Annotated in this window: 12 protein-coding genes and 1 pseudogene; 8 read left to right on the top strand and 5 right to left on the bottom strand. The window is 63.2% G+C overall.

Annotation, left to right across the window (positions count from 1 at the left end):
* Positions 1-185: 185 nt before the first annotated feature.
* The 3 genes from ASG84_RS12070 to ASG84_RS12060 are packed head-to-tail and all read right to left on the bottom strand — an operon-like array spanning position 186 to position 2,584.
* Positions 186-641: a hypothetical protein gene (locus ASG84_RS12070; RefSeq protein WP_057477257.1), complete on the bottom strand. Its 456-nt coding sequence runs from the start codon at positions 639-641 to the stop codon at positions 186-188.
* A 21-nt stretch (positions 642-662) separates the two neighbouring features.
* A complete protein-coding gene (locus ASG84_RS12065; protein WP_057477256.1) occupies positions 663-1,577 on the bottom strand; it encodes an alpha/beta hydrolase family protein in 915 nt (304 codons plus the stop codon).
* A complete protein-coding gene (locus ASG84_RS12060) occupies positions 1,574-2,584 on the bottom strand; it encodes a PHP domain-containing protein (protein ID WP_057477281.1) in 1,011 nt (336 codons plus the stop codon). The genes ASG84_RS12065 and ASG84_RS12060 overlap by 4 nt, the downstream gene beginning before the upstream one ends.
* A gap of 120 nt (positions 2,585-2,704) precedes the next feature.
* Between ASG84_RS12060 and ASG84_RS12055 the strand changes: the two genes are divergently transcribed.
* A complete protein-coding gene (locus ASG84_RS12055; RefSeq protein WP_057477255.1) occupies positions 2,705-3,394 on the top strand; it encodes a YceI family protein in 690 nt (229 codons plus the stop codon).
* On the opposite strand, the gene ASG84_RS12050 is transcribed toward ASG84_RS12055, so the two are convergent.
* Positions 3,375-4,280: a sterol desaturase family protein gene (locus tag ASG84_RS12050; RefSeq protein ID WP_057477254.1), complete on the bottom strand. Its 906-nt coding sequence runs from the start codon at positions 4,278-4,280 to the stop codon at positions 3,375-3,377. The two genes, ASG84_RS12055 and ASG84_RS12050, sit on opposite strands and share 20 nt — an antisense overlap.
* A 109-nt stretch (positions 4,281-4,389) precedes the next feature.
* Here ASG84_RS12050 and ASG84_RS12045 point away from each other — a divergent pair, with 109 nt between their 5' ends.
* The 7 genes and pseudogenes from ASG84_RS12045 (at position 4,390) to tgt (ending at position 13,728) form a co-directional block, all read left to right on the top strand.
* Entirely contained in the window at positions 4,390-5,025 is a 636-nt protein-coding gene (locus tag ASG84_RS12045) for an SOUL family heme-binding protein (RefSeq protein WP_057477253.1), read from the top strand.
* 46 nt (positions 5,026-5,071) lie between these two features.
* Entirely contained in the window at positions 5,072-5,530 is a 459-nt protein-coding gene (locus ASG84_RS12040) for an RrF2 family transcriptional regulator (RefSeq protein ID WP_057477252.1), read from the top strand.
* Positions 5,531-5,625: 95 nt separating this feature from the next.
* A pseudogene (locus tag ASG84_RS12035) lies at positions 5,626-6,225 on the top strand (acyl-CoA-like ligand-binding transcription factor); the annotation flags it as partial.
* A gap of 149 nt (positions 6,226-6,374) precedes the next feature.
* Positions 6,375-8,675 carry an MMPL family transporter gene (locus tag ASG84_RS12030; protein ID WP_057477251.1) on the top strand — a complete coding sequence of 767 codons (2,301 nt, stop codon included), beginning with the start codon at positions 6,375-6,377 and terminating at the stop codon, positions 8,673-8,675.
* Between the two features lie 80 nt (positions 8,676-8,755).
* The gene (locus ASG84_RS12025) at positions 8,756-10,489 is read left to right on the top strand and encodes an ABC transporter ATP-binding protein (protein ID WP_057477250.1); all 1,734 of its coding nucleotides are present in this window, start codon (positions 8,756-8,758) and stop codon (positions 10,487-10,489) included.
* On the top strand, positions 10,486-12,441 hold the full coding sequence (locus ASG84_RS12020; RefSeq protein ID WP_057477249.1) for an ABC transporter ATP-binding protein: 1,956 nt from the start codon (positions 10,486-10,488) through the stop codon (positions 12,439-12,441). Before ASG84_RS12025 ends, ASG84_RS12020 begins: the two co-directional genes overlap by 4 nt.
* Positions 12,442-12,489: 48 nt before the next feature.
* Positions 12,490-13,728 carry a tRNA guanosine(34) transglycosylase Tgt gene (gene tgt, locus ASG84_RS12015; RefSeq protein WP_057477248.1) on the top strand — a complete coding sequence of 413 codons (1,239 nt, stop codon included), beginning with the start codon at positions 12,490-12,492 and terminating at the stop codon, positions 13,726-13,728.
* On the opposite strand, the gene ASG84_RS12010 is transcribed toward tgt, so the two are convergent.
* Positions 13,682-14,338 (bottom strand): pyridoxamine 5'-phosphate oxidase family protein, encoded by a 657-nt coding sequence (locus ASG84_RS12010; RefSeq protein ID WP_057477280.1) that lies wholly within the window; start codon positions 14,336-14,338, stop codon positions 13,682-13,684. The genes tgt and ASG84_RS12010 overlap by 47 nt on opposite strands.
* Positions 14,339-14,447 lie beyond the last annotated feature (109 nt).

Here is a 14,447-nt window from a genome sequence, read left to right as displayed (position 1 = left end):
GCCCACCCCGAACGATTCCGGGCCCAACCCACCGCACCATCGTTACCAACACCGACCGGAATCAACATCCACCTGTCTCAGACAGGTTGACAACTACCGTATTTCGCGCGCACTTGGCAAACGCGCGCGCGTTTGCGGGATCGTCGGGCCGGCGGGATCGCTGGGGCAGGCAGCGACTCAGACGCTCAGCACTGCCCCGCACCGGCGGCGTCGAGTCCGCGCAGAATTTCGTTCTGATCAGCGGGCGGCACGGTGTTCCAACTCGGCGCGGTGGTCATTTCGGTGCGCAGACCCTCGACCGACTTGGCGCGATCGGAGATTCCGGTCTGCTCGAGTGCGTCGATCGACGGTATGAATTGCGTACAGGTCTGCTGGTACAGCGCTTCGCCGGTGACGCCCGAGGTTGGGGCTTCGGGTTCAGCGGCAGGCGGAGCCTCGGGAACCGGTGTGTCGGCAGGGGCCGGGACAGGTGCGTCGGCCGTGGTGCTGGCGGGGACGGTTGTGGAGGCCGCAGCAGACGTGGTCGTGCCGGCGGCAGCGGACGTGGTCGACGCGGCATCGGTCGTCGCGTCGTCACTGCAGCCGGCGATCGATACGGCCACGATGAACCCGATGAATCCGGTCGCGATCTTTCGTTTCATCGCAACTGTGTACCACCCGAGTCAGAGCAGGGTCTGCGCACGTCCGGTGATGGTGCTCAATGCCGTCGACCAGGCGCGGTTCTTCGGGTCGAGGAACGCGCCGTGTCCGGCTCCGGGCAGTACGACGAGTTCGGTGTCGGTGCTGCCCGCCTTGGTCGCTGCATCGACGTAGACGCGGCTCTGATTGACCGACACTGTCTGATCGGCATCACCGTGCAGTGCAGTCAGCGGAACGTCGAGGGGGAGATATTCGATGGGCGAAGCGATTTTGTAGCGGCCGGGTACCTCGTTCGGCATGCCGCCGAGGAAGACCGGGACGAATTTGTCGTTGCCGAGTGTGGCTGCCCGCTTCATGTCGAATACGCCGGCCATGATGGTGGCGCTACGCGGCTTGACCTTCGGTTCCGCCCCCGGCGCGTCGACGGGCATCAGGTGTCGAGCGGCCACCCAGGCGGCGAGCTGCCCGCCGGCGGAGTGTCCGGCGATGTGGACGCGATCGAGATCGAGCCTCCCGCCGGCTGCGTCCTGTACGACGGTTGCCAAAGCCTCGGTGGCGTCGTCGACGTCGGAGAGAGTGTTGGCCCAGTTGTCCGGGCCACGCCGATACTCGACGTTCCAGACGGCGATGCCTTCGTTTGCGATGGCTGTCGACATCTGTTGGAAGTACGACAGGTCGAGGTCTTCCTGCCATCCGCCGCCGTGAATCATCACCACGACAGGGAGTGAGGTGGCGATGTTGTCGGGCAGGTACAGATCGCCGATGTTGTCCGGCTGGTATCCGTACTTCACTCGGACAGGGTTGCCAGCCGGGCCCGAGACTGGTTGCAGCGCAGCAGAATACGTCTCGGCAGTGCTCGGCGAGGAGTCGGTGTCGGTGGAGCTGCAGCCGACCAGTGTCACCGCGAGCACGCCGGAGAGGAAGTGACGACGGTTCACGCGCGTTGTGCCGTCCAATCGAGCAGGTCGTCGAGCGGCCAGGTGTTGATCACTCGCTCCGCGGGCACACCGCGGGCCTCGGCGCGGATACAGCCGTACCCCTGCCAGTCGAGTTGGCCGGGTGCGTGCGCATCGGTGTCGATGGAGAACAGGCACTCGCGTTCGAGGGCGATGTCGATGAGGCGCTCGGGTGGATCCTGTCGTTCTGGCCTGGCGTTGATCTCCACCGCGGTACCGAATTGTCGGCAGCCCTCGAAGACCACGGGTGCGTCGAACGTCGATTCGGGTCTGGTGCCGCGACCGCCCTCGACGAGCCGCCCGGTGCAGTGGCCGAGGACGTCGACGTGCGGGTTCGCGATGGCGGTGACCATGCGCTTGGTCATCGCCTTCGAGTCGGCGCGCAGATTCGAGTGGACGCTCGCCACCACTACGTCAAGTTCGGCGAGCAGTCCCTCGTCCTGGTCGAGTGACCCGTCGTCCAGGATGTCGACCTCTATCCCGGTGAGGATGCGGAACGGTGTGAGACGTTCGTTCAACTCGGCGACGATGTCGAGTTGGGCGCGCAGACGCTCGGCGGTGAGGCCGTTCGCAACCTTGAGGCGCGGGGAATGATCGGTGAGGGCGCAGTATTCGTGGCCCAGCCGGGCAGCGGTGCGCATCATCTCTTCGATGGGGCTACCGCCGTCGGACCAATTGGAATGGGTGTGCAGATCACCTTTAAGCGCGGCGCGAAGGTCGTTGTTGCCGATGGGTTCGGCAGCGTTTCTCTGCTCGGCGAGATAATCCGGGACGTCCTGCGTCAGAGCCTGACGAATGATCAGCGAGGTCTTGGCTCCGATGCCGGCCAGTGAGGACCAGCTGTCTGCCTTCTCGTGCTCGGATCGCTGTGCAACACTGAGGGATTCGACGACATCCGCGGCTCGGCGATACGCCTTGACGCGATGGGTGTCCGAGCGTGACCGCTCGAGCCAGTATCCGATCTCTCGAAGTGCCTCCACCGGATCCATGCGGTCCATTGTGCCTGTCGGCACCGACACGTGCGCACGGGGTAAACGGACAAAACTCTCAGGCAGTTGCCAGGTCTCTCATCCCCCATGGGCTTGAAGCTGCAACTACCATCAGCAGTCATGACCAAGAAATGGTGGATCGTAGGCGTGGTTGTCGTTGTGCTCGTAGCGCTCGGGCTCTACTTCGGCCCCAAGATCTACGCCTCGTTGCAGGAAGGCGACGCACCGGCAGCGACGGTATCCACGTCCGGTGCCCAAGCGGCCACCGTCGTGGACATCAACGGACGGTGGATCGTCACCCCGGGTGACGAGACCAACACCACGGCCGCGGGCTATACCGTCGACGAATTGCTCAATGGGTCCGATGTGACGGTGGTCGGATCGACGACCGAGGTAGCCGGCAATGTGACCATCGCCGACGACAGTCTGACCGACGGGCAGATCGTGGTCCTGACGAACTCGATCAGCACTGACAGCGACCGTCGCGACAGCCAATTCCGCGGCAACATCTTCGACACCGCCACCTATCCGACGGCAACCTTCTCGATCGACTCACCGATCGACCTGTCGGATCTGCCCAAGGACGGCACCACCGAAACCGTCACGGCCGAGGGCACATTGACGCTCAAGGATCAGACACGTCCGGTCTCGGTCGAGATGGAGGTGCTCCTGTCCGGGGACACCCTCATCGCGTCGGGTGCCATTCCGACGACGTGGACCGACTACGAGATCGAGCCGCCATCGCTCGGCTTCGTCACGGTGGATCCGTCCGGGACCATCGATTTCCTGATCAATCTGAATCGGCAGTAGCGCGTTCTCGCGGTTCGGTCGGCGTCCAGCCCGGCGGCCCGACGAGGTATCCGACGCGTTCCTTCCATGACCGCGAAGCCGCGACATCCCGTGCGATGTTGCGGTATTCGTGTGTCTGGAGGGTCCAGATGTTGAACGTGTCGACAGGCTTGGTCAATCCGTAGTTCGGCCGCTCGACCTCCTCGGCGTAGCTGCCGAACAGGCGATCCCAGACGATGAGGATGCCGCCGTAGTTCTTGTCGAGATACTGCGGATCGCGGCCGTGATGAACGCGGTGGTGCGAGGGTGTGTTGAAGACGAACTCGAACGGACGCGGCAGCCTGTCGATGCGCTCGGTGTGCACCCAGAATTGGTAGACGAGGTTGATCGAGAACCCGACGAACACCATCCACGGCGGCATTCCGAGCAGGGGGAGCGGCAGCCACATGATGACCTCGCCGCTGTTGTTCCACTTCTGTCGAAGCGCCGCAGCGAAGTTGAAGTACTCGCTCGAATGGTGGGACTGATGCGTCGCCCAGATGATACGAGTTCGATGCGCGATGCGGTGATACCCGTAGAACAGCAGGTCGACGCCCAGGATCAGAATCACCCAGGTGTACCAGGCGTCGGCGGGGAGGTGCCACGGCGCGACGTAGACATAGACGGCCGTGTAGCCGACCAGTGCCAGCGCCTTCCATGCCGTGGTGGTCGCGATCGACACCAAGCCCATGCTCAGGCTGGCCCGCGCGTCCCTGCCGGAGTAACCGCCGCGTTCACCGTCCTCGAGTTTCGCGGCGGCGATCCATTCGATCGTCAGCAGCAGCGCGAACGCGGGGATGGCCAGCGCGACGGGATCGCGCAGCGGCTCGGGCAGTGCATTCCATGCCGCACCGATCCACTCGTTCATCGAACCTCCCGCGTGACAGTGAGAGGGCAAGTGTAACGCGGCCGGTCGCCTTTTCCTACAGCTCGTACCGTGGAGTGGGCGCACCTATCGCAGAGAGAGGGAGTCGGACATGCTGGAGAAGATCACGTCCACGATCGGGCAGGTGGGGGAGTCCGTGCTGGGCGTCGTCGGAATTCGGGTCGGCACCGAGGAGCCGCCGCACACGAGCCGGCGACTGACCGATGCGGTGGAGATCCGTCGTTACGAACCACGCATTGCAGCTCAGACCACTGTCGACGCAGATGAGGACGAGGCACGCCAGGAGGGTTTCCGCCGCCTGGCCCGGTACATTTTCGGTGGAAACGGCGGCAAGCAAAAGGTCGCGATGACCGCTCCCGTCAGTCAGTCGTCCGCAGGCTCGCAGAAGATCGCGATGACGGCCCCCGTGTCGAGCACGCCCGGCAGCGAGGGTTGGGTTGTCCGGTTCTTCATGCCGTCGAAATGGACGATGGACACGCTGCCCAAGCCGAACGACGACCGCGTGACGTTGACGGAGGTTCCGGCGGAGACGGTTGCAGTGCTGCGGTTCAGCGGTGGGCGGGGCCGGGACAACGTCGAACCGCAGATGGCGGCGTTGACCGAAGCGTTGCGCGCGCACAACATCGAGATGCTGGGTGAGCCGATGACCTGGTTCTACGATCCGCCCTGGACCTTGGCGCCGCTGCGTCGCAACGAGGTGGTCGTGGTGGTAGCGGAGGGTTCCTGACGGGCAACTGCTCGCTAATTTCCTACCGAAATGATAGGAATTGACGGTGCACATCACGGCCAAAGCTGACTATGCAGTGCGGACGCTCATCGAACTGGCAGCGGTCGGCGGACAGGGCCCTGCGAAAGCCGAGGCGTTGGCCACCGCGCAAGGTATTCCGCACAAGTTCCTCGAGTCGGTGCTGTCGGATCTGCGTCGCGCGGACCTCGTCTGCAGCAGGCGGGGGCCCGACGGCGGCTATTGGTTGGCGCGCGAGGCGTCGGACATTTCTGTTGCCGATGTGATCAGGGCCGTCGAGGGGCCGCTGGCGTCGGTGCGTGGTCAACGGCCCGAGGATGCCGAGTACGCCGGCCCGGCCGAGCCGCTCACCCGGGTGTGGTTGGCGGTGCGCGTCAATCTGCGCGCGGTGCTCGAGGCGGTGTCGCTCGCCGACATCGTGGACGACGATCTGCCCGGATTTGTGAAAGAGCTGGTCAGCGAGCCGACGGCATGGGCGCGTCGATGACCTGAGTCACACCGAGGGCAATGTGTGGCGAGGTCGACAAGTTTGCACGTCTCTGCAAACTTGCAGAACCGTGCAAGTTCCGTACGTTGGTAATCGTGACTTCCCCGACGGGCCTTCGTGATCTCAAGAAGGCCGCTACCCGCGACGCTCTCGGTCTGGCGGCCGTACGTCTGGGAAAGCTGCACGGCTTCGATGCGGTCACCGCCGACGCGATTGCGCACGAGGCGGGAGTGTCCACCCGTACGTTCCACAACTACTTCTCCAACAAAGAAGAAGCGGTTCTGCACCACATCGAGGTTTCGGCCCTCGAATGGGTCGAGCTCCTGCGCGCTCGGCCGGCGACGGAGCCGATCTGGGATTCGTTGCGGCACATAGCAGTCAACCTTGTCTCCGATCCCGGCAGGGACTTGGAGGACACCTTCGCTGCGGCCCGCCTCATCGAGGCCAACCCCGCATTGATGGCCCGGAAACTCGAAATGCACCACGCGCTGACCCGCAAACTCGGCGAGGCCATTGCCGAGCGGACCGGAACAGGCATCGACACCGACCTGTACCCGAACCTGCTGCAAATGGCCGTCGGTGGTGCCGTGACGTCCGCACTGAACATCTGGATCACCGACCCCGCCGGTGCGTCGACACCGAGGGCCCTGATCGAAGACGCCTTCGACCAACTCCGCGCAGGACTTCCCGAGCCCAAGGGTCATTCCGCAGGCTCCACTCCCGCGCCCAAGGGTCATTCCGCAGGCTCCACTCCCGAGCCCAAGGGTCATTCCGCAGGCTCCACTCCCGAACCGCATTCACATCCCCACCCCGACTCGTCCGAACACAACCGAGGAGCTTGACAGTGGCCACCTATCTCTACCGAATCGGAAGATTCGCGTACCGACGCAAGGGCATCGTCCTCGGACTGTGGCTGGCGATTCTGATTGCAGCCGGCGTGGGCGCAGCAACGCTGTCCGCACCGACGGTCAACTCGTTCAGCATTCCGGGAACACCCGCTCAGGCTGCACTCGACCTGCAGAAGGAGCGGTTCGGCGGAGCCGAGGACCCACTGCAGGCGGTCAACGCCGAATACGTCTTCCAGGCACCGAACGGCCAATCGCTCGATACCCCGCAGTACACCTCCGCCATCGACGCCACCATTGCCGAGATCGAGAAGATCGACGCGGCAAAGCCTGCGGAAGGTGCACCGCCACTTGCCAATCCGGTCGCGGCCAACCAGTCGATCGTCGAGCAGTACACCAAGGCGGCCACCGAGGCCGGGACTCCGGCCGACCAGGTAGCTGCCGATGCGGCCGCGACCTCACCGCTGAGCCCCGACGGCAACGTGGGTACCGTCACCGCTCCGATCAACGTCGATCTTGCCGACGTCACCGATCAGATTCGTAGCGATCTCGACGCCGCTGCGCAGCCGGCCCGCGATGCAGGCCTGAACGTCATCTTGGGCGGCACTGTCGCGCAGGAGAACCCGTCGCCCGGTGGTAGTTCGGAGATCGTCGGCCTCGCCGTCGCTGCCATCGTTCTTCTCATCATGTTCGGTTCGGCCGCTGCTGCCAGCTTGCCGCTGATCACCGCGATCGTCGGTATCGGCATCTCGAGCTTGGCGATCACCACAGCCTCCGGCTTCGCGAGCCTGTCTTCGTTCACTCCGATTCTTGCCATCATGATCGGTCTTGCTGTTGCGATCGACTATTCGCTGTTCATCCTGGCGCGTTATCGGCACGAGCTCACACTCACCGACAATCGCGAAGAGGCAGTCGGGCGGGCGGTCGGTACTGCCGGGTCGGCCGTCGTGTTTGCCGGCGCGACCGTGCTCATCGCGCTCGTCGCCCTGCGCGTCGTCGGAATCCCGTTCCTGTCGCAGATGGGTCTTGCCGCAGGCTTCGCCGTGTTCGTCGCGGTACTGATCGCCTTGACGTTCCTGCCCGCGATGCTGGGCGTCTACAAGGGCAAGGCATTCGCAGGCAAGCTCAAGTTCGTCAACACCACCGACCCCGAGGATCCTGAGGCCAAGCCCACCAACGGACTCCGCTGGGCCAGGTTCTTGGTCAAGAAGCCGATCCTCGGCCTCGTCGGCGGCATCGTGCTCCTCGGCGTCATCGCAGGACCGACCACCGGGTTGTCCCTCGCACTTCCGTCCATCGCCACCTCGGACCCGTCGACGCCTGCCCGTCAGGCATACGACATCACCGAGAATGCATTCGGGCCGGGACGCAACGGACCGCTGCTCGTCATCGCCGACGCGTCCGGCGTCGCCGAGGCCGATCGGACCGCGTCGTTCGGCAAGGTCATCGACACGATCACCGCGCAATCCGACGTCACGAATGCGCAGATCATCGCCGTCAACCAGGCGGGTGACACGGCTCAGATACTCGTCACCCCGTCGAGCACTCCCAACAGTGACCAGACGAAGGCTCTCGTCACCAACCTCCGCGACGCGGAGAGCGGGTTGCAGGAGAGCGCGGGCGTGTCCTACGGAGTGACCGGCGAGACCGCGATCGGGATCGATATCTCGGAGCGGTTGCAGAGTGCGCTGATTCCGTACCTGGCTGTGGTTGTAGGACTCGCGTTCGTGCTGCTGATGCTGGTGTTCCGCTCGATTCTGGTGCCGCTCACCGCGACGGTCGGGTTCCTGCTCAGCGTGCTGGCCACCTTCGGAGCGACGGTGTTCATCTTCCAAGAGGGTGGGCTCGGCCTGATCTCCAACCCGCAGCCGATCGTCAGCTTCATGCCGATCTTCCTCATCGGTGTGGTGTTCGGTCTGGCGATGGACTACCAGGTGTTCCTCGTTTCGCGGATGCGTGAGGAGTTCGTTCACGGTGCCGCCGCCAAGGACGCGGTCGTCAACGGCTTCAAGTACGGCGCACGCGTGGTCACCTCGGCCGCAGTGATCATGATCTCGGTGTTCGCTGCGTTCATCGCCGAGCCGGACTCGTTCATCAAGTCCATCGGCTTTGCGCTGGCGGCTGCGGTCTTCTTCGACGCGTTCGTCGTGCGCATGGTGCTCATTCCGTCGGTGATGGCGCTGATGGGCGACAAGGCCTGGTGGCTGCCGAAGTGGCTGGACAAGATCCTGCCCAACGTCGACATCGAAGGTGCCAAGCTGAAGACGGCTCCGGAGAAGGAATCGGTTCTGCAGGCATGAGCCGGTCGGCCGAAGATTGCCCGCAACACTCGAAAAACGGAGAGACTGTCATCCATGTGTACGAGTAATCTTCGGCCATCATGCTGATTCCGCTGCTGCGGACGTATCTGGCTCCCTACAAGCTGCCGATCGTCGCGCTGATCCTGCTGCAACTCGTCGCGACATTGGCGGCGCTGTTCCTGCCCAGCCTCAATGCCGACATCATCGACAAGGGCGTCACCACCGGCGATACGGGTTACATCCTCTCCGCCGGCGGCGTGATGCTCCTCGTGTCGGCGGTGCAGATCATCAGTTCCGTGGCCGCGGTATTCATCGGTGCTCGGGCGGCGATGGGCGTCGGGCGTGACCTACGCGGTGCAATCCTGCACCGCGTCGGCACGTTCTCGGCTCGTGAGGTCGGCCAGTTCGGTGCGCCGTCGTTGATCACCCGCAACACCAACGACGTCCAGCAGGTGCAGTTGGTGATCGTCATGGGATTCACCATCGTGGTGATGGCACCGATCATGTGCGTCGGTGGCATCATCATGTCGCTGCGCGAGGACCTCGGTCTGTCCTGGATCCTGTTGATCGCGGTGCCCGGTCTGGCGATCTCCATGGGCCTGATCATCATCAAGATGGTGCCGGCCTTCCGCTCGATGCAGAAGCGCATCGACGCGGTCAATCGTGTTCTGCGTGAGCAGATCACCGGAATCCGGGTGGTGCGGGCGTTCGTCCGAGAGGACTTCGAGATCGACCGGTTCGGATCTGCCAACGCCGCGCTCACCGACACGGCATTGCGCGTCGGGCGGCTGATGGCCCTGATGTTCCCGACGGTCATGCTCATCAGCAACGTGACCAGCGTGGCCGTCATCTGGTTCGGTGGCCATGCCATCGATCAGGGCACCATGCAGATCGGCTCTCTCACAGCTCTTCTGAGCTACATCATGCTGATCCTCATGTCGGTGATGATGGCCTCGTTCATCGCGATGATGGTGCCCCGCGCGTCGGTCTGTGCCGATCGCATCAGTGAAGTACTCGCCACCGAATCGTCGGTCGTACTGCCTCTCGAACCAAAGACTTTCGTGTCCTCGCCGGGAACCGTCGAGTTGGTGAACGCCGAATTCTCTTTCCCCGGTGCCGAATATCCGGTGCTGTGTGGAGTGAACCTGAGGGCCGAGGCAGGAAAGGTCACCGCAATCATCGGCGGTACCGGCTCCGGAAAGTCGACGCTCGTCAACCTGATTCCGCGATTGATCGACGTCACCGGCGGCGAGGTACGCGTCGGGGGAGTCGATATCCGTGAACTCGATCTCGATCTGTTGCGTTCAGAAATCGGTTTGATCCCGCAGAAGCCGTATCTGTTCTCGGGCACCATCGCGAGCAATCTGCGGTACGGCAAATCCGACGCCACCGACGCGGAACTGTGGGAGGCACTCGAGATCGCGCAGGGTGCCGACTTCGTTCGCGCCATGCCCGAGGGACTGGAGACGCCCGTCGCACAGGGTGGTACGACGGTGTCCGGTGGTCAGCGTCAACGACTGGCCATCGCCCGTGCGCTCGTACGCAAACCCAGCATCTACCTGTTCGACGACTCGTTCTCCGCACTGGATCTGACGACCGATGCCAATCTGCGTGCGGCACTGAAGCCGGTGACGCGAGATGCGTGCATGATCGTTGTCGCTCAACGCGTCTCGACCATCATCGACGCCGACCAGATACTCGTACTCGACGACGGAAAGCCGGTAGGTGTGGGTACTCACGACCAATTGATGGCCGAGTGCCCCACCTACGCCGAGATCGTCGACTCGCAGCGCGCCGTGGTCGGTGCATTGTGACCGCGCAGGTGGAGAAGACGGAAGAAAAGAAAGACGACGCACCCGTCGCGAAGGCTGTCGTGCCGGGAACCAAGGCCCGAAATTTCAAGGGCTCGTTCAAGCGATTGGTCGGCTTGCTCGCTCCCGAGAAATTCTTCCTGTCGGTGATGCTGGCCTTCGGTATCGCCAGCACCGTGCTCACCGTTGCCGCGCCGACCGTACTCGGTCACGCGACCGACCTCATCTTCAACGGCGTCGTCGGCCGCGAGCTGGATCCGGGTCAGTCGAAAGATCAAGCGATCGAGCAGCTACGGGCCGAGGGGAACGATTCCATCGCCGATCTGCTGTCCGGGACGGATGTCACTCCTGGCGCAGGTATCGATTTCGGGGCGGTCGGAACCGTCCTGATGTGGGTATTGGTCCTCTATGTGCTGTCGTCGCTGTTCGCCTGGGCGCAGGGCTACATTCTCAACATCGCCCTGCAGCGCCGAATCCTGTTGCTGCGCGGCAGCGTCGAGGCCAAAGTGCATCGACTGCCGCTGAAGTATTTCGACAACAATGCCCGCGGTGAGACGCTCAGCCGCGTCACCAACGACATCGACAACGTCTCGACCAGCTTGCAGCAGACGCTCAGTCAGTTGATCACCGGCATTCTCACCGTGCTCGGCATCCTCGGCGTGATGATCTGGATCTCGCCGCTGCTGGCTCTCGTTGCGGTGCTGACCATTCCGGCGTCGTTCGCGGTGACCGCCGTCATCGCCAAGCGTTCGCAGCCCCACTTCGTCGCGCAGTGGAAGCACACCGGAAAGCTGAACGCCCAGATCGAGGAGACCTACACCGGTCACGAGATCGTCAAGGCTTTCGGTCGTCAGGAAGAGGTGGAGCGCGAGTTCGGCGAGCGCAACGAAAAGCTCTTCCAGTCCAGCTTCCGCGCCCAGTTCATCTCCGGCATGATCATGCCCGTCATCATGTTCCTCGGGAACATCAACTACGTGGTCATCGCCGTCGTCGGTGGGCTGCGGGTGGCGTCGGGCACGCTCACTCTCGGTGAGGTGCAGGCCTTCATCCAGTACTCGCGTCAGTTCACTCAGCCGCTCACGCAGGTCGGTGCGATGGTGAACCTGATCCAGTCCGGTGTCGCCTCCGCCGAGCGCATCTTCGAGGTGCTCGACGCTGAGGAAGAGGATGCGGATCCAGCCGATGCGGTGCGACCTATCGAGCGACGGGGTCGCGTCGAGTTCGAGAATGTCTCCTTCGGCTACTCGGCCGACCGTCCGTTGATCGAAAACCTCTCGCTGGTAGCCGATCCCGGTCACCTGGTCGCGATCGTCGGTCCCACCGGTGCGGGAAAGACCACACTGGTCAACCTCATCATGCGGTTCTACGAGATCGATTCGGGCCGTATCACTCTCGACGGCGTCGACACCAGGAAGATGACCCGCGAAGAACTTCGCGCTCGCACCGGCATGGTGCTGCAGGACACCTGGTTGTTCGGTGGAACCATCCGCGACAACATCGCGTACGGCGATCCGAGTGCCAGTGAAGAGGAAATCCTCGAGGCTGCGCGGGTGAGCTACGTGGATCGATTCGTGCACTCTCTGCCCGACGGTTACGACACGATCATCGACGAGGAGGGCAACAACGTCAGCGCCGGTGAGAAGCAGCTCATCACCATCGCCCGCGCCTTCCTGGCCAAGCCGTTGATCCTCATCCTCGACGAGGCCACCAGTTCCGTCGACACCCGAACCGAGCTGCTGGTGCAGAAGGCCACCGCCAAATTGCGCAGTGATCGCACCAGTTTTGTTATCGCGCACCGTCTCTCGACCATCCGGGACGCGGACACGATCGTGGTGATGGAGAACGGCAGCATCGTGGAGCAGGGTAATCACGAGGAGCTCCTCGCGGCCAGGGGTGCGTACTTCCGCCTGAATGCGGCTGGAGCGGCTGCGCCGCAGGTGCATAGAAATTCGTAGCGGGCTACGAATTTCCGCTCACAAGCGGCGAAGCCGCATACTGAACCGGTGAGTTCCTCCAGTTTCGGCTTCGATATCGGCACCCGGCTCGACGGTGAGCTCGGTCGTACCGGCACCATCCACACCCCGCACGGCGACATCGCCACCCCCGCATTCATCGCGGTGGGCACCAAGGCGACCGTCAAGGCGGTGCTGCCGGAGGCCATGAAGGAGCTCGGCGCGCAGGCGGTGCTCGCCAACGCGTACCACCTGTACCTGCAGCCGGGCTCGGACATCGTCGACGAGGCGGGTGGGCTGGGCAAGTTCATGAACTGGGACGGGCCGACGTTCACCGACAGCGGTGGATTCCAGGTCATGTCACTCGGCGTCGGGTTCAAGAAGGTCATCTCGATGGACGCCACGCGCGTGCAGTCCGACGACGTCATCGCCGAGGGCAAGGAACGGCTGGCCCACGTCGACGACGACGGCGTGACGTTCAAATCCCATCTCGACGGCTCCAAGCACCGATTCACTCCCGAGGTGTCGATGCAGATTCAGCACCGCCTCGGTGCGGACATCATGTTCGCGTTCGACGAGTTGACGACGCTGATGAATACCCGCGGCTATCAGGAGATGTCGGTCGACCGAACCCAGGCGTGGGCTAAGCGATGCGTCCTCGAGCACGAACGGCTCACGGTAGAGCGCGCCGACAAGCCATACCAGGCGTTGTTCGGAGTGGTGCAGGGCGCGCAGTACGAGGATCTGCGACGCAAGGCCGCACACGATCTCGAAACGATCACCGGCGAAACGGGTAGGGGCTTCGACGGCTACGGGATCGGCGGTGCGCTCGAGAAGCAGAACCTCGGAACCATCACTCGGTGGGTGAACGAGGAGCTGCCCGAACACAAGCCACGTCACATGCTCGGCATCAGCGAGCCGGACGATTTCTTCACCGCGATCGAGAACGGTGCCGACACCTTCGACTGCGTCAATCCCTCACGGGTAGCGCGCAATGCGGCGATCTACGTGCCGACGGGTCGTTTCAACATCAACACCGCCAAGCATCGACGCGACTTCACCCCGATCGACGACAACTGCGACTGCTACACGTGCGCGAACTACACCAAGGCCTATATCCACCACTTGTTCAAGGCCAAGGAAATGCTCGCATCGACACTGTGCACCATCCATAACGAGCGCTTCACGGTCAAGCTGGTCGATGACATCCGAGCCTCGATCGAGCAGGGACGTTTCGCCGAATTCAAGACGGAGTTTCTGGGTCGCTTCTACGCGCCGAAGACTGCGTGAGCCGATCTTCGAGCTCCGAAATTCGCTGTAGCAGTTCTTGTTCCCGCTCGGCGGCCTTGCGCTGGTACACCTCGGACAGATCCGCAAGGTAAGCCGCGTCGTAGCGGGGGATGATGCTGCGGGTGCAGTTCCAGTCGAACGCCTCGACGTCGATGACGACGCTGCGCTCGCACGTGGCGGCGACAGTCGAGTCGCCGATCTTCCTCAGTCGGTCCAGTAGTTGGGGATCGTCCGCGGCCTCGACGGTACGTGCCCGGCCGTAGAGCTTGAGGCGTTGACGCAGAGGGTAATTCACGAGAAAAATCGCGACGCGATCGTCATTATCGAGGTTTGCCGCCGTGACGTATTGGTGGTTCCCGGCGAAGTCGGCGAACCCCAACGTCCGATCGTCGAGAACCTGCAGGAAGCCTTTCGGCCCACTTCGATACTGAATGTAAGGCCAGCCCGACTCGGCCACAGTGGCGATCTGGAACTGATCGATCGCACGAATCATGGCCTTCTCGCGAGTGTCGAGAGGCATCGGGCCGTCGTCGGGTCGCTCGGTCTGTGAACCGTAGGCGGTGTAGCTGCCGTCGACCTTCTGCCGCGCGATCGCAGCAGAACCGAACATCAGATGGTGATAGTGGTTGCTCTGCGGCACGGGTGTCAGACTACGACCACCATGGCCTCGCTCCGCATCGTGGCTGATATCGAAGTGTCGGGGGCAACCGCAATAATCT

The organism is Rhodococcus sp. Leaf278, from assembly GCF_001426085.1.
GTDB lineage: Bacteria > Actinomycetota > Actinomycetes > Mycobacteriales > Mycobacteriaceae > Rhodococcoides.
Note: the sequence above shows the minus strand (reverse complement) of the source record. Positions and strands in the feature narration are given on the sequence as shown.

What these genes read in the sequence shown, in the direction of transcription:
- ASG84_RS12070 (WP_057477257.1), bottom strand. Translation starts at nt 641, where the DNA reads ATGAAACGAAAGATCGCGACCGGATTCATCGGGTTCATCGTGGCCGTA.
- ASG84_RS12060 (WP_057477281.1), bottom strand. Translation starts at nt 2,584, where the DNA reads ATGGATCCGGTGGAGGCACTTCGAGAGATCGGATACTGGCTCGAGCGG.
- ASG84_RS12055 (WP_057477255.1), top strand. Translation starts at nt 2,705, where the DNA reads ATGACCAAGAAATGGTGGATCGTAGGCGTGGTTGTCGTTGTGCTCGTA.
- ASG84_RS12050 (WP_057477254.1), bottom strand. Translation starts at nt 4,280, where the DNA reads ATGAACGAGTGGATCGGTGCGGCATGGAATGCACTGCCCGAGCCGCTG.
- ASG84_RS12045 (WP_057477253.1), top strand. Translation starts at nt 4,390, where the DNA reads ATGCTGGAGAAGATCACGTCCACGATCGGGCAGGTGGGGGAGTCCGTG.
- ASG84_RS12025 (WP_057477250.1), top strand. Translation starts at nt 8,756, where the DNA reads ATGCTGATTCCGCTGCTGCGGACGTATCTGGCTCCCTACAAGCTGCCG.
- ASG84_RS12010 (WP_057477280.1), bottom strand. Translation starts at nt 14,338, where the DNA reads ATGTTCGGTTCTGCTGCGATCGCGCGGCAGAAGGTCGACGGCAGCTAC.